This is a genomic window from Roseibium sp. LAB1 (assembly GCF_054658235.1).
In genome coordinates, this window is record NZ_BAAGIB010000002.1 from 1,507,199 (window position 1) to 1,527,264 (window position 20,066).

The 20,066-nt window shown below is 59.9% G+C and carries 23 protein-coding genes; 12 read left to right on the forward strand and 11 right to left on the reverse strand.

Annotation, left to right across the window (positions count from 1 at the left end; all coding sequences use genetic code 11):
- Nucleotides 1-79: 79 nt before the first annotated feature.
- From ACYQ54_RS16880 to ACYQ54_RS16890, 3 genes are all read right to left on the reverse strand, one after another.
- Nucleotides 80-472 carry a VOC family protein gene (locus tag ACYQ54_RS16880; protein ID WP_460084286.1) on the reverse strand — a complete coding sequence of 131 codons (393 nt, stop codon included), beginning with the start codon at nt 470-472 and terminating at the stop codon, nt 80-82.
- Nucleotides 473-619: 147 nt separating this feature from the next.
- Nucleotides 620-1,339, reverse strand: coding sequence for a YczE/YyaS/YitT family protein (locus tag ACYQ54_RS16885; RefSeq protein WP_460084289.1), 720 nt, complete (start codon nt 1,337-1,339; stop codon nt 620-622).
- A 141-nt stretch (nt 1,340-1,480) separates the two neighbouring features.
- On the reverse strand, nt 1,481-3,208 hold the full coding sequence (locus tag ACYQ54_RS16890) for an adenine deaminase C-terminal domain-containing protein (protein WP_460084291.1): 1,728 nt from the start codon (nt 3,206-3,208) through the stop codon (nt 1,481-1,483).
- A 155-nt stretch (nt 3,209-3,363) separates the two neighbouring features.
- Here ACYQ54_RS16890 and ACYQ54_RS16895 point away from each other — a divergent pair, with 155 nt between their 5' ends.
- Nucleotides 3,364-4,272 (forward strand): LysR family transcriptional regulator, encoded by a 909-nt coding sequence (locus ACYQ54_RS16895; RefSeq protein ID WP_460084297.1) that lies wholly within the window; start codon nt 3,364-3,366, stop codon nt 4,270-4,272.
- Nucleotides 4,273-4,309: 37 nt separating this feature from the next.
- Here the strand turns inward: ACYQ54_RS16895 and ACYQ54_RS16900 are convergent, their stop codons facing one another.
- Nucleotides 4,310-4,840: a winged helix DNA-binding protein gene (locus ACYQ54_RS16900; protein ID WP_460084299.1), complete on the reverse strand. Its 531-nt coding sequence runs from the start codon at nt 4,838-4,840 to the stop codon at nt 4,310-4,312.
- A 121-nt stretch (nt 4,841-4,961) separates the two neighbouring features.
- Between ACYQ54_RS16900 and ACYQ54_RS16905 the strand changes: the two genes are divergently transcribed.
- From ACYQ54_RS16905 to ACYQ54_RS16915, 3 genes are all read left to right on the forward strand, one after another.
- The gene (locus tag ACYQ54_RS16905; RefSeq protein ID WP_460084301.1) at nt 4,962-6,053 is read left to right on the forward strand and encodes an LLM class flavin-dependent oxidoreductase; all 1,092 of its coding nucleotides are present in this window, start codon (nt 4,962-4,964) and stop codon (nt 6,051-6,053) included.
- Nucleotides 6,053-6,538 carry a flavin reductase family protein gene (locus ACYQ54_RS16910; RefSeq protein WP_460084304.1) on the forward strand — a complete coding sequence of 162 codons (486 nt, stop codon included), beginning with the start codon at nt 6,053-6,055 and terminating at the stop codon, nt 6,536-6,538. Before ACYQ54_RS16905 ends, ACYQ54_RS16910 begins: the two co-directional genes overlap by 1 nt.
- A 259-nt stretch (nt 6,539-6,797) precedes the next feature.
- Nucleotides 6,798-6,980, forward strand: a complete 183-nt coding sequence (locus ACYQ54_RS16915; RefSeq protein ID WP_460084306.1) for a hypothetical protein — start codon at nt 6,798-6,800, stop codon at nt 6,978-6,980.
- Between the two features lie 172 nt (nt 6,981-7,152).
- On the opposite strand, the gene ACYQ54_RS16920 is transcribed toward ACYQ54_RS16915, so the two are convergent.
- From ACYQ54_RS16920 to ACYQ54_RS16930, 3 genes are read right to left on the reverse strand one after another with little or no spacing between them, the layout of a single operon-like run.
- Entirely contained in the window at nt 7,153-8,319 is a 1,167-nt protein-coding gene (locus ACYQ54_RS16920; protein WP_460084308.1) for a glutathionylspermidine synthase family protein, read from the reverse strand.
- A 13-nt stretch (nt 8,320-8,332) separates the two neighbouring features.
- A complete protein-coding gene (locus ACYQ54_RS16925; protein WP_460084310.1) occupies nt 8,333-9,004 on the reverse strand; it encodes a PspA/IM30 family protein in 672 nt (223 codons plus the stop codon).
- 33 nt (nt 9,005-9,037) lie between these two features.
- A complete protein-coding gene (locus ACYQ54_RS16930; RefSeq protein WP_460084313.1) occupies nt 9,038-9,478 on the reverse strand; it encodes a YjfI family protein in 441 nt (146 codons plus the stop codon).
- Between the two features lie 163 nt (nt 9,479-9,641).
- On the opposite strand from ACYQ54_RS16930, the gene ACYQ54_RS16935 reads away from it, so the two are divergent.
- From ACYQ54_RS16935 to ACYQ54_RS16965, 7 genes are all read left to right on the forward strand, one after another.
- Nucleotides 9,642-10,697 (forward strand): potassium channel family protein, encoded by a 1,056-nt coding sequence (locus ACYQ54_RS16935; RefSeq protein WP_460084315.1) that lies wholly within the window; start codon nt 9,642-9,644, stop codon nt 10,695-10,697.
- Complete coding sequence (locus ACYQ54_RS16940; RefSeq protein ID WP_460084317.1) at nt 10,678-11,325, forward strand: DUF2491 family protein; 648 nt, start codon at nt 10,678-10,680, stop codon at nt 11,323-11,325. Before ACYQ54_RS16935 ends, ACYQ54_RS16940 begins: the two co-directional genes overlap by 20 nt.
- A gap of 20 nt (nt 11,326-11,345) precedes the next feature.
- Entirely contained in the window at nt 11,346-11,756 is a 411-nt protein-coding gene (locus tag ACYQ54_RS16945) for a DUF350 domain-containing protein (protein ID WP_460084319.1), read from the forward strand.
- A gap of 91 nt (nt 11,757-11,847) precedes the next feature.
- Nucleotides 11,848-12,414 (forward strand): DUF1190 domain-containing protein, encoded by a 567-nt coding sequence (locus ACYQ54_RS16950; protein WP_460084322.1) that lies wholly within the window; start codon nt 11,848-11,850, stop codon nt 12,412-12,414.
- 98 nt (nt 12,415-12,512) lie between these two features.
- A complete protein-coding gene (locus tag ACYQ54_RS16955; protein WP_460084325.1) occupies nt 12,513-13,091 on the forward strand; it encodes a glutathione peroxidase in 579 nt (192 codons plus the stop codon).
- A gap of 294 nt (nt 13,092-13,385) precedes the next feature.
- Complete coding sequence (locus ACYQ54_RS16960; RefSeq protein ID WP_460084328.1) at nt 13,386-14,060, forward strand: ZinT family metal-binding protein; 675 nt, start codon at nt 13,386-13,388, stop codon at nt 14,058-14,060.
- Nucleotides 14,061-14,275: 215 nt separating this feature from the next.
- Nucleotides 14,276-14,626, forward strand: coding sequence for a carboxymuconolactone decarboxylase family protein (locus ACYQ54_RS16965; RefSeq protein ID WP_460084330.1), 351 nt, complete (start codon nt 14,276-14,278; stop codon nt 14,624-14,626).
- Between the two features lie 42 nt (nt 14,627-14,668).
- Here the strand turns inward: ACYQ54_RS16965 and ACYQ54_RS16970 are convergent, their stop codons facing one another.
- Nucleotides 14,669-15,511: a LysR substrate-binding domain-containing protein gene (locus tag ACYQ54_RS16970; protein ID WP_460084332.1), complete on the reverse strand. Its 843-nt coding sequence runs from the start codon at nt 15,509-15,511 to the stop codon at nt 14,669-14,671.
- A gap of 148 nt (nt 15,512-15,659) precedes the next feature.
- On the opposite strand from ACYQ54_RS16970, the gene ACYQ54_RS16975 reads away from it, so the two are divergent.
- Entirely contained in the window at nt 15,660-16,571 is a 912-nt protein-coding gene (locus ACYQ54_RS16975) for a DMT family transporter (protein WP_460084335.1), read from the forward strand.
- A gap of 30 nt (nt 16,572-16,601) precedes the next feature.
- Here the strand turns inward: ACYQ54_RS16975 and ACYQ54_RS16980 are convergent, their stop codons facing one another.
- The 3 genes from ACYQ54_RS16980 to ACYQ54_RS16990 all read right to left on the reverse strand — a co-directional run bounded on the left by ACYQ54_RS16980 (nt 16,602) and on the right by ACYQ54_RS16990 (nt 20,056).
- Entirely contained in the window at nt 16,602-17,432 is an 831-nt protein-coding gene (locus tag ACYQ54_RS16980) for a TolB family protein (RefSeq protein WP_460084337.1), read from the reverse strand.
- Nucleotides 17,433-17,546: 114 nt separating this feature from the next.
- Nucleotides 17,547-18,575 carry a LacI family DNA-binding transcriptional regulator gene (locus tag ACYQ54_RS16985; RefSeq protein ID WP_460084340.1) on the reverse strand — a complete coding sequence of 343 codons (1,029 nt, stop codon included), beginning with the start codon at nt 18,573-18,575 and terminating at the stop codon, nt 17,547-17,549.
- A gap of 11 nt (nt 18,576-18,586) precedes the next feature.
- Nucleotides 18,587-20,056 carry a glycerophosphodiester phosphodiesterase gene (locus ACYQ54_RS16990; RefSeq protein WP_460084343.1) on the reverse strand — a complete coding sequence of 490 codons (1,470 nt, stop codon included), beginning with the start codon at nt 20,054-20,056 and terminating at the stop codon, nt 18,587-18,589.
- Between the last annotated feature and the right edge of the window lie 10 nt (nt 20,057-20,066).

Here is a 20,066-nt window from a genome sequence, read left to right on the forward strand (position 1 = left end):
AACTGGCCAGCGCTTCTTGCACCCAAAATTAGCTGCCCGATCAAGACAACTCATGTGCCCGATGATCAACACTGCGTGTTCAGGCGGTGGGACCGGCTTCCAGACTGACGGAAACATTCAGCTTGTTGCCGTCGAGATCGCGCACATAGGCGCCGTAATATTCCGGGTGATAGGAGCGCGGTCCGGGCGCTCCTTCATCGTGTCCTCCACACCGGAGTGCTGCTGCATGAAAGGCCCTCACGGCTTCAGCGTCCGGCGCATAGACCATGACCTGTGTTCCATTGCCGGATGTGGCTTCCCTCTCGTCGAAAGGCAGCAAGACAAACAGCGTTGTGCGCCCGTCGGAACCTGCATAGCCGAGTTCGCGAGGGTCGGAAAAAACGCGCTTCATGCCAATTGTCGCAAGCACTTCATCGTAAAACCGGCCGGCAGCCGAAAGATCGTTTGCGCCGATACAAACACCTGACAACATTTTAGAAATTAACCTGCGCTTGCGTTGGAGCCTGTCTCGATCAGGCCCTTTGCCTCGCACTTATCACAGATCCGGCAGCTTGCCAGAGGCCCAATGCAACAGGCGGCCCGAAAGCCGCCTGCACGTGTGACATCAGATGGTTGCGGCTCACGCTGCGGCGGAGGCCTCATCCTTCGGTTTCATCCTCTTGTAGAGGAAGAAGTAGAGCCGGATATATTGTCCGACGAAGATCGCGTTGAGGATCGTCCCTTCGCGAATGAATTTGACTTCCCCTAGGAATGCCAGCCCGATGAGTGCGGAGGTCAGCAACAGCGTCAGGTCGAAACCGGTCTTGATATTGCCCCACTTCCACCCGGTGCGCTGGAAGATCGTGTTGACGAACATGTCGACCGGCATCAGCACCAGATTGGCGCGGATCATCAGAAACAGTCCGAACGCGAGCGCGGCATCACCGAAAGCCAGCAGAGCGACCTTCAGGGCATACTCGTCAAGGTGAATGAAGCCCGTCAGCTTGAGATTGAGATCCAGGCATACCGCCAGCACGAAGGCTGGAATAAGCGAAGCGAAGTTCCTGAGCTTGAAGTCCCTGGGCAACACCAGGAACGTCAGGAACAGCATGACCAGTTCGAGAATGAAGTTGTAGGTGCCCTGGCTGAGTGGTGGGAACACCAGCGTCATCGTACGGGTCAGGCTGCTCTGCGGTGAAATGCCGATACCGGCCCGAATTGCCAGGCTCACCCCGAAAGTCAGGATGTAGATCCCGGCAATGTACATGATCCAGCGCCGGACGAGGCTGCCGGTATCGATGATCTCCGCTTCGGCTGCGTTATGCGCCATGCTTTCCTCCAGAAGTGTCGCGCGGGGCATGGCCGTTTCCGGTCCTGCAGCCAACCGCGCTGTCGCATGTGTTCTGCATGGATGTAAAGCCGTTTCCCAAGGCCCTGCTCCATGCCCTCCCCTTGCCGGCAGGCATCCAAGTGCCTGCCGGGTCGTCTTCGTCTTGCTGCTTCAGGCCATGAAGCGGAAGCGGTGCAGAGATATGAACAGGCTCAGCAGCTTGTTCACCACCGGCTCACCCTCGTTGCGGTTGCCAAGATCCTCCAGCGCGGCATCGATTGCACCGGCCGCGGCCGTCAGCTCTGCAACGCTCATGTTCGCCATGACGCCGTAGATCTCGAGCGGCATTGCTGCCTTTTCCGCACCGTCCTCCGTCACGATGCAGGCCCCGGCATGGGCATCGACCCGTTTGAGACACCCACACATCTCGGTGCTGTCCTGACCGACGGCGACGAAATAGGGCTTCGGTGCCGGCCAGAAGGTTGCAACTGCGCCTCTTTCCACGTGAACGCCGGTGAACAGGCCGTTGACGATATGCCGCTTGCCGTTGGCATAGCGCTGCACCACCGACAGCCGGCTGAGCTTCTCGCCGACCAGTTCCGGAACAACCTTGCCGTCTTTCAGCGGCACCCAGACCTCGCGGTAGAATTTCGCATGACCCCGGCCGTAAACGTCGAAGAGATAGACCTTGGCTTTGGTACCGTCCTCGGACACTTCCAGGGGATCGATGTCGAGCTGATCCGCCGTCAGGCCGTCCAGCCCCGGAACACCCTTCTTGCACATGAGTGAATAGTCGTTGTCCGCGTTGGTCAGCAACTTGCCACGCTCGGCCACCAGCTCTCCGTCCTTGAACACGTAGCGTGGTTCGATGGCGGACAGGCTCGGGGTCAGAACGATGTCGGCAAACCGCCCCGGAGCAAGCGAGCCGATCCGGTCTTCCATGTGAAAGGAACGCGCGGTGTTGAGCGTCGCCATCTTGATCGCGTGGATCGGATTGATGCCCATCTGCGCACATAGCGAGATGATCCAGTCCATGTGCCCCTGGTGCAGCAGCCGCTCCACCGAGATGTTGTCCGTGCACAGCATGAAATTGTCCGTCGGCCACTTGCGGTCGACGATGGCGCGCAGAAGCACCTTGATGACTTCGGCGCTGCCGACACCGAACTTGATATGGGTGGGGAAGCCGTAACGGATGCTTTTTTCGATGTCCTGTTCGTTCCAGACATCGTGGTTGTTCGACACTCCGATGGCCGGAAGGTAGTTCAGGATCATGTCGGAAAGAGCGGTGACGCCCCAATGGCCGTTCATGAAACCGCCGCGAGCACGCACCCAGGCTGCCTTGCGGAAATCGTCGTCGTTGCCGGAACTGTAGGTGAAGTGCTCGAACTCGCCGAGGCCGACGACGGGATCCATTTTCAGGACCGCTTCGGTGACACGGGCGTCCGTCTTCTTGCCCGGTGCGAAGGCGAACAGCCGGTAGGGCAACTTGTCGTGGTCGCGGAAGAGGTTCTCCGCCGCCTCGACTCCTTCCTCACCGGCCGCGCTCAACAGGTCGAGGCATTCGGAAAAGATCGTCGTGGTGCCGCAGGGGACCATCGCCTCGCCAAGGGCAACGGGATGCGCCAGCTGGGACTCAAAATGGATATGGGCATCGATGAGACCGGGAATGGCATAAAGCCCCTGACCGTCGAACACTTCCCGGACCTTCAGCACCTCCTCGTCCGGATTGAGTGCAACGATGCGCTTGTCATAGACGAGAATGGAGCCCTGGTAGACGGTCTCGCCATGCACATCGAGGATGTTGAGGTTCTTCAGCAGAAGATCAGCCTCGCGCCGTCCTTCCAGAATATCAAAAATCGCGCGCACCTTGTCGTAATGCGCTGCTTCCGAAGCGTTCAAGTCGTTCCTCCTCATCATGATTGGCGTTCCGCTGGCGGTCACCGATGGGGCCTGCGCCAGTGCCGGAGAGGATAAAAAAGGATTGAACCGCTTCCGAAAAGCAGTATTTTCTGCGCGGAGCGTGCACTTTTCGAGAACGCAAGAAAGGGGTGATCATGCTGCATTCGCGGGTCTTGCGGTATATCGACGAGGTCGCCCGCCGCGGATCTATCCGGGCCGCGGGCGACCGGCTGAACGTGGCCCCATCCGCCATCAACAAGCACATCCTGCAACTTGAGGAAGACATCGGGGAGCCTCTGTTCGTACGCCTGCCGCGAGGTCTTCGGCTGACGCCGGCCGGAGAGGTGCTGGTTGCCCATGTGCGAAATACGATCCGAGAGTACAGCCAGGTCGAGGCGGATATTCGCGGCATGAAGGCCCTGCAGAGCGGTGAGGTCATTATCGCCACCATGAGCGGGCTTGCAGGGGGCATTGTTCCCAAAACAGCTTCAAGCCTCGGCACCCGCCACCCGCGCCTCAAGATCACCATTCGGGTGATGTTCGCCCGTGACATCGCCAACGCGGTGCTGGACGGTCAGGCCGACATCGGCCTTGCCTTCAACCTGCCGCCGGTGGAGCAGCTTGAAACGCTGTGGACCATGAACACGCGTCTCGGGGCAGTGCTTTCACCCGAACATCCCCTGGCCCGGCAGGACAGCATCTCGTTGACGGCCTGCCAGCCTTATCCGCTGATCTTTGCCGACCGCTCGATGCTCATTCACGGAATTGTCGCGGATGCCTTTGCCGCGGCAGGAGTGGAGGTAGAGCCGGCCTATCTCGCCAATTCCATAGAAGCGATGAAATGCCTTGCCGGATCCGGCGACGGCATCGCGTTCCTGAGCCGGTTCGACATTGCCGAGGAACAGCGCAACGGTTCGCTGACCTATGTGCCCATTCGCGAGCAGACATTCGGCAAGAACGTGCTGTCGCTGGTTCAGCGCAACAAGCCCAGCCACAGCCTGGCGGCAACGATGTTTGCCGAAGACCTGGTGCGCGCGCTGCAAGCATGCAGCAAAAGCGGCTGACGGGCTAACTCGTCCCGCCAATACGCAAAGGCTGGCCTTACCGGCGGTATGTCGCGGCGATGCGGGAAATCTCTTCGTAGATGCCTGCCAGGATATTCAGGCTTTGCCCTGCCTCTTTCAGGCGCGTGTCGAACTCGGGCAGGCTTGAAATCTGCTCAATCAGCAGCCGCTTGCGGACGGCGCCATAGTCATCGGTGATCTTCTTGCCTTCCGGTGTTGCCTGATAGGTCACGCCCGTGCGGCCGGATCCCTGCTTTTCAATCAGCCCTGCCGCAACGAGCTTGCGCATCGAATACTGGATGTTCGGAATATCGTCCCGGTTGGTAAGCCGGGCCAGTTCCTTGATGCTTTTCGCCCGGTCGTTCATGCGCACGATGTGCAGCAGTGCGTTTTCCGGTCCGGTCGCCCCCACGTCGCTGACAGATGCCAGGCACTCGGTCTGCCACCGTCCGAATGCCTCGAAACAGCGCATCAACGCGAATTCCAGCTCGGTGCACACAACCTCTGCATCGTTCTCCGAGAGGTGCCAATGATAGTTGAGTTTCTGATCGTCCGGTTTGCCGCTCATCTGTCCCTCTTCACGTCTTCAAATAAATTATAGCTCTGATTTCGTTTGACGTAAGGACGTTCTTGAACATAGTTTTAAATAAAAAATACAATTTAAAATCTATCCTAAATGGAGGGGATCCATGCCTACCAACATGATGAAAGACAAGAACGGCTTTAAACTCGGGACGTTTTCGTCCAATTGCTCGTCTGGAATGACAGTCACCAAACTGCCGTCACGATGGGTCAACAGCTGGGAAAACAACCTGAAACTCGGCCAGATGCTGGACGATGCCGGCATCGACTTCATGCTGCCGATCGCCCGCTGGATCGGCTATGGCGGCGAGACGGACTTTCACGGCAGCGTGCTGGAAACGATCACCTGGGCAACCGCGCTGCTGGCCTCGACAAAGAACATCACGGTGTTTGCCACGGTGCATACGGCGGCCAACAATCCGGTTGTCGTTGCCAAGCAGATCGCAACGATGGACCAGATCGGGAACGGCCGTGCGGGGCTGAACATTGTCGCGGGATGGAACAAGCCGGAATACGAGGCCCTTGGCCTGAGCCTGCCAGACGATCACGAGACCCGCTACGGCTATGCCCAGGAGTGGTTCGACGTGGTTGAAAAGCTCTGGACCTCGCAGGAATATTTCGACTGGGAGGGCAAGTATTTCAACCTGAAGCATGTCGCCGGTGACCCCAAGCCCGTCAAGGGCCGCCCGCCCATCCTGAACGCGGCAGGTTCGGCGACAGGCCGGGCCTTTGCTACCGACAACGCGGACTACCTGTTTACACCCGCAATCGATCTCAACCGGTCTGTTGATGAAATCAAGGAACTGAAGGCGCTGGCGGCGGAGAAGGGGCGCGATGTAGGCGTTTTGACCTTCAGCCATGTCATCTGTCGCGAGACGGAGGAAGAAGCGACGGCCCTTCGGGACCGGCTCATGGGAGACCTGGCCGACTGGGAAGCGGTGGACAATCTGGTCAATCTGCAGTTTGCGCATGCGCAGTCGTTTCCGCACGACCTGCTTGCCCAGATCAAGAACCTGTTCGCCATGGGCCACGGCGGCTTCCCGCTGGTTGGAACGCCGCGGCAGGTCGCCGACGGCATCCTCAAATTGCACGAGACAGGCTTTGCCGGAACGACACTTTCCTTTGTCGATTACGTCGAGGAGTTCCCCTATTTCCGGGACAATGTGCTGCCTCTGCTGGCGGAAGCCGGAATCCGGTGATGGATCCGTCACCGTCGAAAGCCTTCACCAACGCCATGCGGGCGTTGGTGGGCAATTGCTCCGTGATCACGGTCGGACAGGGGGAGGATATTTCCGGCCTCCTCGTGACATCGGCAATGTCGTTGAGTGCCGATCCGCCGCTGGTACTGGCCTGTGTGAACAAGGCGTCTTCCAGTTGGCCCTTGCTGAAGAAATATCCGAAATTCGGCTGGTCTTCGCTCGGCCCCGAACACCGGAAGGTCGCGGAGAACTTTTCGGGGTTCGGCGGGGTCAAAGGGGCTGAACGATATGCCGGAGCCGAATGGCAGACGGCAGAAACCGGGGCCCTTCTGCTGGAAGGCGCTCCGGCGGCCTTTGACTGCGAGGTCGAGGAGATGATCGACCGGGCAACCCACTCGATTGTCATTGGCAAGGTCCGCGCAATCCGGCAAGGCCGGTCAACGGGCGCGCTGGTTTACTGGAACGGAGCGTTCCACCCCCTGTGACAACCTGCTGGTGGAGAGACACTCTGCTGATGGGAGACGCTCTGCCGGCAGAACGTTTCTCCACCCCATGGCTCAAAAAAAACCGAAATTGTTTCGCCGAGCATGCAAACTGTCTCGGCACCCCGCATTTCCGCGGATTCCAGAGTTTCTTTCCATGCTGAAAATTCACTCTATCCTGTCCCGCTCCCGGCCGGACAAGGAACTTTCCTGCGTGCGGTCCGTTATTTCCATGGACCCACATCAAATACAGGAGGACCAGATGGACCTTTCCATGAATGACCTCAGTCCGAAACTTCGCAAGGAAGCCGAACAGGAGGCGGCGAAGATCAAGCGGGTCGCTGACAAATCCAACGCCGGCGGACAGCTTGGCGGAACGTTTTTCGGTCAGGAACAGGATGACGGCATGGCACCGCCAAAATCGGTCGCAGCCGGACGCGGCTGACGCCTGGCCCACACATAAGGCAGGCTGACACAGCCTGCCCGTGAACCGACCGGCGGCCCTGAGGCGCAGAGAACAAGAACGACCCGAAAAACGGCCGCGCCCGGCCGCCGGTCGGTTTCACAGTTTACCTGCTCTGGCTCCTTCCAAGGGCCACAGACTTTTCACCCGACAATCAGTTTTCCAGAATGACATGCGGCACGAAGCGCGACAGGTCCTGCGTCACGGGCGCCTTGTCCTCGCGCAGGCAGATGCCTGACGCCTGACCGCCAATAATCCACGATCCGATCATGACGAAGTCGTCGCCGAATTTCGGCGGCTCGGCATAGGCCTGCAGAATGTGCCCCTCTGCACCATAGCCCCCGGGTGTACTCAGGTCTTCATCCCCGACACCACGCACCGTGATATTGGCGCCTTCCCGGCTGAAGAAGGGTTTGCGGACATGCGCGCTCTTCAGGAACGCCTCATCCGCCTCTCCTTCGAAATAGGACGGCAACAGGTTCGGGTGACCTGGAAACATCTGCCAGAGCAGCGGCAGGATCGCCTTGTTGGAGAGCACCGCCTTCCAGGGCGGCTCCAGCAACTGGATCGAAGCATCAGGCAGATAGGGGCCGTAATCCTCACGGAGCATGTCCTCGTAAGGATAGAGCTTGAACAGGGCGTCGATCACGAAACTGTCGGCGTCGGCAAACCGGCCCTCGTCATCGAGCCCGATTTCTTCCACAGCAACAAAATGCGGTATCAGTCCCGCCTGCCTCGCGCAGTCTTCAAGATAACGGACCGTGGCCCGGTCTTCGTCGTGATCCTTCGATGAGGCGAAGTGGATGTGATAGCCGGGCGCGAACATGGCGGCGAACCGTTCGATCAGACGGTCCTGCACGGAATTGAACTGATCGCTGTCGGGTGGCAAAACGCCAGCCGCCATCTGCTGTTCCAGCCAGATCCACTGAAAAAAGCCGGTTTCGTAAAGCGCCGTCGGTGTATCGGCGTTGAATTCCAGTAGCTTCGCAGGACCGCTGCCGTCGTAAAAGAAGTCGAACCGTCCATAAAGCGACGGCTGCTGCTGTTCCCAGGAATTGCGGATCCAGGAACGGTATTTTTCCGGGATCGCCATCTTGTCCATGAGAGCGTCGTCACGCACGGCCCGGTCAACCAGATCAAGGCACATGCCATAGAGTTCCTGCGAAGGATCCTCCAGGTCTTCCTCGATCTCGCGCAGGCTGAACTGATAGGCGTGGGTCTCGTCCCAGTACGGTGCGCCATACATGGTGTGAAAGCCGAAGCCGAGCTGCTCGGCTTCTTCCTTCCAACCCGGCCTTTCAGGAACTGCGATCCGCTTCATGACGAGCGGGGCGTCAGAGCTTGGCCAGAAGAGCCTGCACGTCGTTGCGGGCCGGATTTTCCAGAGCCTTGATCTTGGCTTCCAGATCGGCACCGCTTTCAAGACGCGCATCTTCCTCGGCCGCTTCCAGCATCGCCTGCTGCTCGGCCTGGCGCTGTTCCAGACGAGCCAGGCTGTCGACCGCACTCGCCAGGCGCCCGTCGGAGGCCGTCGTGTTGGTGGACGCCGCCTTCTGGGCCTTGATCAACGCTTCGTTGGCCTTGGCGCTTTCCATCTTGCGCTGCAGGGTTTCGATCTTGTTCATCGACTGGCGAATGGTGCTGTCCATCCGCTCTTCCGTGGACTTGTACTGATCGAACAGAGCCTGGTCGGCTTCTGCCTTGTCGCGCAGTTTCAGAACGCTTTCGATAATCTCGATGGCCAGCGGCTCGTCGCCCTGTGCCTTGGCGTTGCGGGCGGCTTCCGTACGGCGTTCGATCTCGGCCATCAGTTCGCTGACGGATTTTTCCTTCAGCTTGCGGTTGGCCGCCATGCGTGCCTTTTCGTCCTTGGCCGCTCCGATCGCCTGTTTCGCTTCGCGGACTTCCTGTTCCAGGATCGTCATCAGGTTGGCGTCCTGAACGGATTCCGCGGCATTGTGGGCGTGGCCCTTGAACGCCGTGATCAATTTGCCCCAAACACTCATCTTCAAATGTCCTTCTTCAAATTGGCGGCGGGATCAGGCTGCGGCCTTGGGACCGACGTCTGCGGCCAGCTCCAGAGCACTGTTGGCAATGGTTCGCAATTCCGTCTCGACCGAATCGAGGGTCGAGCGTACGGACATGGCGCCGAAGAGCTCGTAATATTCACGCCCGCCGATCATATCGATGGACAGGGCGCAGAGCGGCAGCAGCTTCTTGTGGTTGCGCAGCATCATCGCCTCGAAGGAGGACGGGTCGTCCTGGGCGTCGCACGGCCAAAGCACGGTGGACGTCAGGATCTGGGTTTCGCCGACAACCATGAACAGGGTGATCTCGCCGGCAGACTGAAGCTGAACTTCCAGAACGCCGGGCTGATCCGGACTGACGGTGCAGCTTATTTCACCTTCGCCGAAGGAAGATGATTGCTCCAGAGCTTCCTTGAGCTCCGCAAGTGTCCAGGGAGATTGCCGCGTACTCATCCATAGCCCTCCATATAAAATCCGGTGCCGGAATCCGGCATCGAACAAGTAGAAGCCCAGTCTACCCGTTTCAAGCGATTATTCGGAAAGCTATGCCGAATTGACAAGGCGGCGACCGCTGGTCAGAGTAGCCCGCGACCGAAACAGGGGGCAGATTTCAGCGGTGCCAATCCTGCAACTCATCATTTCCCGGCTCTACCAGCATGTCCTCGAGCTCAAGCTCTGGCTGCTTGGGTCGCTGATCTGCGCCTATATGGTGATCTCGTGGATCCTGTTTTTCCTTGCTGGTGAAACAGGCCTGACGGGCAATCCGCTGACCTTCATCTATTTTGCGGCGACAACCGCATCGACTGTCGGTTACGGCGATCTTTCGCCGTCAACGGAGGCAGGCCGGATGGTGGCAGCCTTCTGGTTCTTTCCGGGTGCGCTGCTGATTTTCTCCGCGGTACTGGGCAGGCTGACGGGTATGCTTGTGGAAGGAGTAAGGCGTATGGCTGACGGTAACGGAAACTATGAGCGGGTGCAGAACGCCACGGTGATTATCGGCTACCACCGGGACAAGACGCCTCTGATGGTGGAAAACCTGATCGCCGGCCAGGACGGCGACGACAAGATCATCCTGCTCGCCGATTCCAAGAACGTGGAAGTGCCGGAAGGAGTCCGGCTGATCCGGGCCGAACGCATGGACGCCCTGCAATCGCTGCGGCGCGCGGCCATTCCCGGCGCGCAGAAAGTCCTGGTCTATGCCAGCTCGGACGCTGAAACCTTCAACACCTGCCTTGCCATCCGTGAACTCAACGACACCGTACACATCGCCGCCTATTTCGAGGACCGTGACACGGCACGGCGCGCGGGCAAGCTTGCCCATATCGAGCCGGTGGTGTCGAATGCCTGCGAAGCGCTGGTGCGCGCGGCCCAGGATCCGGGGGCAGGCCAGATCCTGATGGCGCTGTCCACGGCCGGCCTTGGCGCGACCATCTATTCGGCCATCGTCCAGAGTGGCGGCGGCACGGAAACCGACAAACTGGAACAGGCCCTGTCGGGAGCCGAAGGCACGCTGATTGCGGTGTCACAGCCGGACGACCCGGATTTCCTGTTCAGGCCTTTCCCCAAGACGTTGAAAACAGGTGGCTCGATCTATTATCTCGCGAACAAACGACTCGCGGCGGGCGAGATCGCGGCCGGTCTGGGGGGAGGCGATGTTCGGATCACTGTTTAACAAGAAGTCCAGAGGCTGGCAGCCGCCGGAAGTCCTCGGGCTGACCATCGGGCGGGGTATCTCCTTCGATCCGATCGCGCTTCGCCTGTTGCCCTCCGACAGTCTGATCGAACGGCCGGACACCACGCTCATGATCACCGCCCAGGGCCATTGCGACCTCGGCGAACAATCGCACATGCATCGTTTCTATCCGGACGACGACCGCTTCCTGATCCAGTTTCAGGGCGGCGACGGCAAGGACGACGAGCGCGTCGACGAGATCATGCTGTGGTATTTCTATGACGTGCAGTATCCGTCCGGCGATGCCGAGTGGAACCGGGTGAAAACCGCGATCCGCCAGACCAGCTTCTCGCTCCCGGGGGAAGGCCAGGATTACCGCTTCGAGCGCGCCTGGTTCGACACCTCGACCGTTCCCGAAGATCCGATGACCTACTGGGAGGAAGTCTGCGATGACCGCGAAGGCGGCGGCAGGCGAAAGATTTTCCAGACAGCCATGCTCTTTGCGCGCGCCCTGCAGGACGGCCGGGACGAAATGCTGCTGGTCAACATGGAAGAGCCGGAAAATGCGGAACGCAGTGTCGCGTTCATGCTAGGGTTCCCGCTCGAACGACACAATTTTTCTGTCTGAGCTGAATAGTGGAGACCAATATGGCAGACCTTCAGGCGTCCCTTTCAGGCATCGTTCCCTTTATCGCCTATTTCATAGCAGCCATCGTCATGCTGCTTATTTTCATGAAAATCTATACGGTCATGACCCCGCATGACGAAATGGCGTTGATCAAGGAAAACAACGTCGCTGCATCGGTGGTCTTCAGTGCGGCCTTTCTCGGCTTTTCATTGCCGCTGGCCAGCGCCGCGGCCAATTCCGTGAACATTTTCGACTTCATCATCTGGGGCATCATCGCCTGTGCCGCACAGCTTATCGTCTATCAGGTTTTTCGCCAGTTCTTCCCGAAGGTGACTGACCGGATCAAGGGCGGTGAAATGGCGATCAGCACCAATCTTGCTGCCATTTCACTCACGGTTGGCCTGCTGAACGCCGCCTGTATCACCTACTGACCGGGGCGGAGCGGCACAGCTTTAAGCCAGCGCCGCGAACCGCATCACGCAAAGCATTTCATCAGACCGTTCGAAGGTCGGGAGAAAATTCATGAAACGCTCCAAGTCGATCAAGCTGGTGGTCATGGCGACGACGACCGTAACCATTGCAGGCTGCTCGGACGAACCGACGGTGGATGGCCGGGTCTACAAGACCGAAGCAGAATGTATCGCCGACAATTACGTTCCCGACGAAGTTTGCGTCGAGGCAATTACCGCCGGCAAGTCAATCCACCAGACTTCAGGACCGCGCTACAACACGGTGAACCTGTGTAGCGAGCAGCACGGCAACAACGTCTGCGCCCAAGACAGTGCCGCTGACGGATCCTCCTATTACACGCCGTTTCCGGCAGGCTATTTCCTGGCGGGGGCACTGACCGGTGCCGTCACCAACCAGCTGCTCCAGAGCAACGTTCGCCCGGTCTATCCAGAACGCGGCAGCAGACGCTACTACACATCCGGCGGGTATTACGTCGGCAGCTATGGTGGTGGCAGTTGGCGCACTTATGACGACGCGGTGAAAACACCGCCCAAGCCGGCAAAGGTCCAGACACGGACCTCCGTTGCATCGCGCGGCGGCTTCGGCAGCCGGTCAAGTTCCGGGTTCCGGGGCGGATAACAGCCTCGCAAGACGCTGATTTCCGGATGGTCGGCGCCGGTATGGTGATCTGACACCGTGCCACGCGCGTAGCATTTCCAAACCGCGAGGGTCTTGAAATGTTCCGGCTTCTATCTTTCGTTTCGTCTCTGGCAGCTGTGTTGCTTGGCACCGCCGCACAGGCCGAAGATTTCAAGGGGCACAGTGAAGCTGGCCATGCGGCCCACGCCTTCACATTCGAGATGCCCTACGGCGAACCGCTTGCGCTGAAGGACTATGCCGGCAAGGTTGTGCTTGTCGTGAACACGGCAACAGAGTGCGGTTTCAGCGGCCAGCTTGCCGGTCTGCAGAAACTCCACGAAACTTACGCGGACCGCGGCTTGCTGGTGCTTGGGGTTCCCTCCAACGACTTCGGCGGCCAGGAACCTCGTGCAGATGGCGACATCGCCAAGTTCTGCGAGGCCAAATACGGGGCGGAATTTCCGCTAACCGCCAAGACGGTCGTGAAGGGCGATCAGGCCCATCCGTTCTACCGCTGGGCTGCCCGTGAACTGGGCCCCCTGGCGCGGCCCTACTGGAACTTCCACAAGTATCTGATCGGTCCTGATGGCAGCATTGTCGCATGGTTCCCGACCCCGGTCCCCCCGACCGCACCAAATGTGACGGCGGCAATCGAAAAGGCGTTGCCGGGGTCCTGACCCGACCCAGTCTCCTTGCACTCGCACCTGACCGTCCTGCCGATTCAAAATCGAGGCACTCACCTGGAGCCCGCAGGATCGGCTGACTTTAAACGGCTGACTTCCGGCGGCAGGTCCGCAATCCCCTTCGTGCGACTTTCAGATAGCTCGTGACCACTTCAACCTTCGCTGCAGGGAAAGCGTGTCTTTGCCGTTGCCCGGACGCGCGCTTTGCGCTACGCAACTCAGGTAATGTAATAACATTACGAATCACATCAACACCTCCCCCTTTCCAATCAGCAGAGGATCGGATCCATGCAATTCCCATTTGCCCGGCTGACCAGCGCATGTGCGCTCATCGCGACGTTTCTTGTGGCAGCCCCTGCCCAGGCGCAGGAAACCAAAGGTACTTCGACAAAACACGACCATTCGCACGCGCATGCGAGCGATGCAGAGCGGCAGATTTACAAAGGCTATTTCGAGGACAGTCAGATCCAGCCACGCCCGCTGACGGATTGGCAAGGCGAATGGCAGTCCGTCTATCCCTACCTGCAGGACGGCACGCTGGATCCCGTCATGGCGCACAAGGCGGAACACGGCAACAAGTCGGCTGAAGACTATAAAGCCTATTACGAAACGGGCTATCGCACCGATGTCGACCGGGTCGTGATCGGCGCGGACAGCGTGACGTTCCAGACGGAAGCCGGGGCCTTCGAAGGGCACTATGTTGCCGACGGATACGAGATCCTCACCTACAAGAAAGGCAATCGCGGCGTCCGCTTCATCTTCAGGAAAACCGCTGGCGACGACAAGGCCCCAGCCTTCATCCAGTTCAGCGATCACCGGATCGCCCCGTCGAAGGCAGATCACTATCACCTTTATTGGGGTGAGGACCGACAAGAGGTCCTGAAGGAACTGACCAACTGGCCGACTTACTATCCGGCTGCCTTGAGCGGAGACGAGATCGTCCATGAAATGACAGCGCATTGAGGCGTCGCCCAAGCTGATGTCGAAGATGGGTGCTTGCCAGCCGGATTGCCCAAGGCCGGCAAGTCGCCCTTCCTTACAAGATGCTTGAAACACTCGCTGCTCGCGGACGGTGAAAGACTGTCCGCGAGCAGTCAGGGCTTGAGCCACATCAACGCCTTTCCCCTGGTCCGCGCCTAGGCTGTCTGTCGAGATTTCCGGCAACATGGAGATGAAGCATGGCTGTTTCCGACTGGGACGACTTCGTTGCGCAGACAGATGAACGCATGGCCGCCGTTCGCAAAGGCATTCCGGAGGTCGCCAAAGGCTTCGGGTCACTGGCGAAAGCCGCAACCGCCCCCGGCGCGCTTGACGCAAAGACCAAGGAGCTGATCGCACTGGCCATCGGTATTACAGCCCGCTGCGACGGCTGTCTTGCCTATCATGCCCGCGCCGCGGCACGCCTTGGAGCCAACAGGGACGAGATCCTCGAAGTGATCGGTGTCTCCGTCTATATGGGCGGTGGTCCGTCGATGATTTACGGCGCCGAGGCGCTAGCTGCCTTTGACGGGCTCAGGGAAGACGACTGAGCAAGCTCCCCTGTAACGGCGTGACGGGCTTGTCCGGCTCGCTCACACGTCCCCTTCCAGCAGTGCTGATGCCAAGGCCTCGCAGGCGTTGGAATGCGCGCGCCTGCTGCGCACAAGGATGATGTCCAGCGGGTCCAGCGGTGGCAGGCCGCGATCCTGACCGACACGCTCAACGGTCGGAGGAACCGCCATCTGAACGACGGCAGCAACGGCCAGACCTGCCTCGACAAGCGTGACCAGTGCCGAATGGCTGAAGCTGGAATAGGCGGACCGGTAGCGCAGACCGCTGCGACCCAGCGCCGCCAGTGTAACCGTCCGGGCCTGGCTGCCAGGCTCATAAAGGGCGACGGGTAGCGGGTCGCGTTCCAGGGCCTGGCCGTCGCCGGAGCTGATCCAGACCATCGGCTCCCGCCGGATCAGCCGTCCCTCCGTCCCGCCTGTGCGTGTGACAATGGCCAGATCGATCTTGCCGTCGTCGACCTGCGGCAGCAACGCGGTCGACTGAGCGCAGACGACGTTGAGTTCAACACGCGGAAACAGGCTGGCGAAACGCCTGAGCACATCCGGAAGCATGGCAGCAATGTAATCGTCCGGTGCACCAATGGTGACCGCTCCTTCCATGTCGGGCTGGCGAAAGGCCTCCACGGCCTCATCATGCAGGCGCAGTATCCTTCTGGCGTAGCCTTCCAGTTCCTCTCCCGTCTGCGTGAGCGCCAGGTTGCGCGTGTCACGCACAAACAGCGGCTTGCCGATGCGCTCTTCCAGACGCTGGATCTGCATGGACACCGTCGCCGGCGACTTGTGCACACGCATCGCCGCGCGCGAGAAGCTCATCGCATCGACACAGGCAAGAAAGGTCCGCAGAAGGGCGTGATCAAGCTGCATAATTCTTCAACATATCCAAAAAGTATCTTCAGATTATATCGTTTGACCAAACAATTAAAGAGAGCCCACTCTTAAGGACCCCGTCGGATCCGCGCCGATGTTGCACCAGTTTGCGGCGCTCTGTCGCCGCCAGTCAGGACAAAGCCCCATGACCAGACAGATGGAAGGCATGATCGGCCTCATCGCTGCACAGACCCTGCTTGGCACGATCGGGCTGTGCGTTCTGGAAAGCGGCGCAAATCCGGTATCCGTGGCCTTCTATCGCTGTGCAATCGGCGGCATGGCTCTGGCGCTTTATTGCCAATATCGCGGTGACCTCACCCGGCTGGCCGGATTGTCTCCACGCATTCTTGCCATGGCTGTCGCAAGCGGTGTCCTGATGGCGAGCAATTGGGTGTTGTTCTTCGAAGGCATACAGCGGACGGGCATTGCCATTGCCACCATCACCTTTCACATCCAGCCGTTTCTCGTGGTGCTTCTGGGCGCTTTCGTCTTCCGGGAAAGGCTGCAGGCCGTCACGATCCTCTGGATCGGCCTCGCTCTGGCCGGTCTTGCCATGGCCACAGGGCTGAGCGGGGTTGAGCTGACGGCGGACAGGTCCTATCTCATCGGGCTGGGCGCAACGCTGGCCGCCGCGTTTCTTTATGCCGGCGTGACAATCATCGCCAAGGGGCTGACCGGAATTTCCGCTCCCCAGCTTGCCACCATTCAGTTTGCGACCGGTACCCTGATGCTGGCGGCCTTCAGCCCGGCAAATCCGTTGACCCTGACGGCCGGTCAATGGGGGTGGCTGGCGGTCATCGGCCTCGTTCATACCGGTGGTGTCTATGTGGTGCTCTACAAGGCCCTGCCGAAACTGACGACACCCGTGATTGCCGTGCTGCTGTTTCTTTATCCGGCCAGCGCGGTGCTGGTGGATGCGCTGGCCTATGGGCATCTGATCAGCACCTTTCAACTCATTGGCCTCGGATTGATCATCCTGGCCAGCCTGGCAGTCACCCTGAGATGGGGAACCCGGACGAAAACCAACCCGCAGCTCGTGACACCACCAACCCGCTAGTGCGTATGAGGCCGCCTCGAAACAGCCCCGTCAAATCTCGTAACGCACATAGGCGAACCGTTTGCTGTCCGGTGCCCAGGAGGGAACATTGAGGGTTCCCTGTCCGCCGAACAGCGACTTCAGGGTGTGCGGAGGTCCACCGTCTGCCGACATCAGGCGCAGCTCAACCATCTTGTTTGCCGGATGTCCTGCCGTGCCTGCCTCATAGGCAAGGTAGGCAATAGTCCTGCCGTCTGGCGAGGGATGGGGAAACCAGTTGACCCGCTCGTCCTGCGTCATCTGCTGCAAGTCACTGCCATCCGGCCGGACCCGCCAGAGCTGGACAGACCCGGATCGCTCCCCATTGAACCAGATCCATTTGCCATCGGGCGTATAGTCGGGACCGTCACAATGATCGAACTCGTGCGTGATCTGTCTTTCGTCGCCACCGTCCACTCCGATCGTGAAAACCTGGAAGGTGTCGTCGGTTTCCGGACGTTTTCCGACATAGGCAAGCGTCTCGCCATCCGGCGACCAGCCATGCCAGTAGGACGGCGTCTGCAAGGTGATCCGCCGGGGCACACCGCCTGTCACGGGTAGCGTGTAGATGCAGCTTGCGCCGGTCTCTGTCCCGTCGCTGACCGCCAGCATCGATCCATCCGGCGACAGGCCGTGGTCGTTGTTGAGGGTCGAGGCAAATCCGGTGCCGATCTCCAGCAACTCCGGATGGTCAATCGGCAACCGGTAAAGCCGGCCGCCACCGTTGACAATCAGAGCCTCTCCGTCCGGTGTCCAGTTGGGCGCTTCCAGATGGCGGTCCGCCTCGTACAGCACGGTTTCCGTGCCGGTTTCAATATCGATCGCTGCAACAATGCTCTTCATCAAAGGCTCCCGGTTTGCCCAGAGCTTGGCACGGGAGCATGCGTCAAAGAAAGGCCTGACGAGATGCACAAGCATCGCAATTTGCCACCTCCCGCCAATCAGCCGGACACCCACTTAATCGTCGACCGGTCCCCGTGTCGTTGAGCGCTGCACCAGATGTACATCGCAGACTTTGACCTGCTGCGGCAGATCCGGATTTTCCAGCCGCTGCATCAGCAGGTCCAGCGTTGCCTCGCACAGGTCGTGACGGCTTTGGGAGAAGGTGGTCAGGTCGTAGGCCTTCCAGGCGGCCTGGGGAATGTCGTCGTAACCGACCACCTGGATATCCTGTGGCACACGCAGTCCATGGATGTGGCGCAAGCCGTCCAGAACCCCCAGCGCCAGGTAGTCAGCCGTGCAAAAGACACCATCTACCTCACTGCGGACCCGGTGAACGAACTCCGCGGCCTCAAGGCCGCCATCATAAGTTTGCGCACCCCAGGCAATCCGGATAACGGGGACACCGCTGTCGTTGGCAGCCTGTTCGAAAGCGAGCGCGCGGCCGTTTATGGAGAAGGACGAGCGGTCAGGTGTGACCACCGCCAGCTTCCGGCACCCGCTCGCAATCAGGTGCTCATATGCCATCCGGCCACCATCCTCGAAGGCGGTCACGACCCGGTCGACCGGCGCGCCCGGATCGCGCTTGTTGACCACCACCAGTGGCACACCGTTTTCAAGGCATTCGACGCAGATTTCTTCAGGTGGGGTATCGGACGTGACGATGACACCCGCAACGCTGTATTGCAGCAGGGACCCGATCAGATCGGCGACGTCCGTCGATTTTTCTCCCCTCAGCAGGATCGGCCGGAATCCGCATTCCAGCAGCCCCTTGGATAGAAGGTCTATCTGCTCGGAGCGGAAAGGATTGTCGAGATCGGCCGCGACGACGCCGACCAGATCGGACTTCTGCTTGTGCAGCGAGCGTGCAAGCACGTTGACCCGGTAACCGAGCTGACGCGCGGCTGCGATCACCTTGTCCCGGGTTTCCTTGGAGACGCTCGCGCCGTCGGTGAAGGTTCTGGAAACAGCCGACCGTGACACGCCCGCCAGGCGAGCGACGTCAAAGGAGTTGACCGTTTTCTTGTGACCAGGAGCGTCAGGCATGTTTCTTCCGTTTATGTGCTTTTACCGAGCATCCGGGCGACGAGAAAGGGCTCATTCACGTTGAAGAGATCCGGTTTCAAGGCCAGCAGGCGCTCGATCTCGGCAGGGTCCTTGCCCATATAGGCGATCATCGCCTTGCGACCTGCGGCCCTGACCGCCTCGAAGGCCGCTAGGCCGGCATTTGCCGCGTTGAACTCGATGATCCCGGCATTGAAGGCGGTCAGGCAGCTTTCGAGGCTATCGAAATCCTCCGCCCGCGCCATCAACCGCACCTGCGGAAAGGCATCGTGGATGGCCCGCAATCTGCCGACATCATGGGCCCAGAAGAACACGTCCTCGGCTGCCATCATACCCAGAACCTTGGACACCGTATGATGTGGATCCGCCTGTTTCAGCTCGACATAGAGCCTGCCGCCCATCCGCAATGCGGTCTCCAAAACCGCACACAAGGGCGGGATGCTTTCCCCTTCGAAAAAAGGATCGAACTTGCGGCCCGCGTCCAGCAACGCCAGTTCTGCGCCGGTCTTTTCCGAAATTGCACCGCTTCCGCTGGTGGTGCGGTCCAGTGTGGCGTCGTGATGGACAACAAGCTGCCCGTCCGCCGTTTCCTGGACATCGATCTCAACATAGTCGAACCCTGCTGCCCAGGCGGCTTTTGCAGCGGCAAGCGTATTTTCAGGAGCGATCTTGCAAGCCCCGCGATGACAGACGATTTCCGGACGTGAGACGGCAGAGCGGACGAACCTTGCCACCATTTCCGGCTGATCCGAACAGATGCCAAGGATCGGCATTTTCACCAGCGCCTCAATGACATCGGCACGTTCCTCATGCCATGTCACGACCGGCAGTCCGCTCGCTCTTGCCTTGGCAAAGAACGCTTCGTCCAGCAGGCGGTCGGGTCGTTGCCCGGCCCGCTCCCAGCAGGGGTGGACGATTTCCGCACCGCACTGGTCGGCGATCGGAAAAGGATCCCTGCCAAGGCCAACCAGGATGGAGACGGGATAGGGACAGCCGCTTGCGATCAGGTCCGCCGCATAGTCCGGCGTGTTCGCTCCGACGATGACCCGCTCGATCCGGTGTTCCAGAAGCTCCGCCATTGCCAGAGAGGCGGCAGTCCCCTCCTTGGCATCCAGGTAGATAGCCGCGCCAAGCCGGGCTGCCAGCGCTGCGATTTCCGAAAACAGGGGCGCTTTGCGGCCGGCCTCGGCAGTCAGGGCCTGCAGTCGGGCCGCCGTGAGGTCTCCCACCTTGAGGTCTTGGCCGCAGGTTGCCTTCAGGTCTTCATCGTGAAAGGCAACCGGGATTCGATCCGCGGTCAGCCGCACATCGACTTCCCACATGTCGGCACCAAGTTCATGGGCAATTTCATAGGCCCGCAACGTGTTGTCGAAGGCATAGGCGCTGGCACCGCGGTGGGCAATGGAAAGCGGAACCGGTCTCGGTTCGGTGAGCCAGGCGCGGCCGGGCCGGAACGTTCGCAACGCCGCCTCC

Coding starts and splice junctions, on each gene's coding strand:
- ACYQ54_RS16880 (WP_460084286.1), bottom strand. CDS start 472: ATGTTGTCAGGTGTTTGTATCGGCGCAAACGATCTTTCGGCTGCCGGC.
- ACYQ54_RS16885 (WP_460084289.1), bottom strand. CDS start 1,339: ATGCCCCGCGCGACACTTCTGGAGGAAAGCATGGCGCATAACGCAGCC.
- ACYQ54_RS16895 (WP_460084297.1), top strand. CDS start 3,364: ATGCTGCATTCGCGGGTCTTGCGGTATATCGACGAGGTCGCCCGCCGC.
- ACYQ54_RS16900 (WP_460084299.1), bottom strand. CDS start 4,840: ATGAGCGGCAAACCGGACGATCAGAAACTCAACTATCATTGGCACCTC.
- ACYQ54_RS16905 (WP_460084301.1), top strand. CDS start 4,962: ATGCCTACCAACATGATGAAAGACAAGAACGGCTTTAAACTCGGGACG.
- ACYQ54_RS16910 (WP_460084304.1), top strand. CDS start 6,053: ATGGATCCGTCACCGTCGAAAGCCTTCACCAACGCCATGCGGGCGTTG.
- ACYQ54_RS16915 (WP_460084306.1), top strand. CDS start 6,798: ATGGACCTTTCCATGAATGACCTCAGTCCGAAACTTCGCAAGGAAGCC.
- ACYQ54_RS16920 (WP_460084308.1), bottom strand. CDS start 8,319: ATGAAGCGGATCGCAGTTCCTGAAAGGCCGGGTTGGAAGGAAGAAGCC.
- ACYQ54_RS16925 (WP_460084310.1), bottom strand. CDS start 9,004: ATGAGTGTTTGGGGCAAATTGATCACGGCGTTCAAGGGCCACGCCCAC.
- ACYQ54_RS16930 (WP_460084313.1), bottom strand. CDS start 9,478: ATGAGTACGCGGCAATCTCCCTGGACACTTGCGGAGCTCAAGGAAGCT.
- ACYQ54_RS16940 (WP_460084317.1), top strand. CDS start 10,678: ATGTTCGGATCACTGTTTAACAAGAAGTCCAGAGGCTGGCAGCCGCCG.
- ACYQ54_RS16945 (WP_460084319.1), top strand. CDS start 11,346: ATGGCAGACCTTCAGGCGTCCCTTTCAGGCATCGTTCCCTTTATCGCC.
- ACYQ54_RS16950 (WP_460084322.1), top strand. CDS start 11,848: ATGAAACGCTCCAAGTCGATCAAGCTGGTGGTCATGGCGACGACGACC.
- ACYQ54_RS16955 (WP_460084325.1), top strand. CDS start 12,513: ATGTTCCGGCTTCTATCTTTCGTTTCGTCTCTGGCAGCTGTGTTGCTT.
- ACYQ54_RS16960 (WP_460084328.1), top strand. CDS start 13,386: ATGCAATTCCCATTTGCCCGGCTGACCAGCGCATGTGCGCTCATCGCG.
- ACYQ54_RS16965 (WP_460084330.1), top strand. CDS start 14,276: ATGGCTGTTTCCGACTGGGACGACTTCGTTGCGCAGACAGATGAACGC.
- ACYQ54_RS16970 (WP_460084332.1), bottom strand. CDS start 15,511: ATGCAGCTTGATCACGCCCTTCTGCGGACCTTTCTTGCCTGTGTCGAT.
- ACYQ54_RS16975 (WP_460084335.1), top strand. CDS start 15,660: ATGACCAGACAGATGGAAGGCATGATCGGCCTCATCGCTGCACAGACC.
- ACYQ54_RS16980 (WP_460084337.1), bottom strand. CDS start 17,432: ATGAAGAGCATTGTTGCAGCGATCGATATTGAAACCGGCACGGAAACC.
- ACYQ54_RS16985 (WP_460084340.1), bottom strand. CDS start 18,575: ATGCCTGACGCTCCTGGTCACAAGAAAACGGTCAACTCCTTTGACGTC.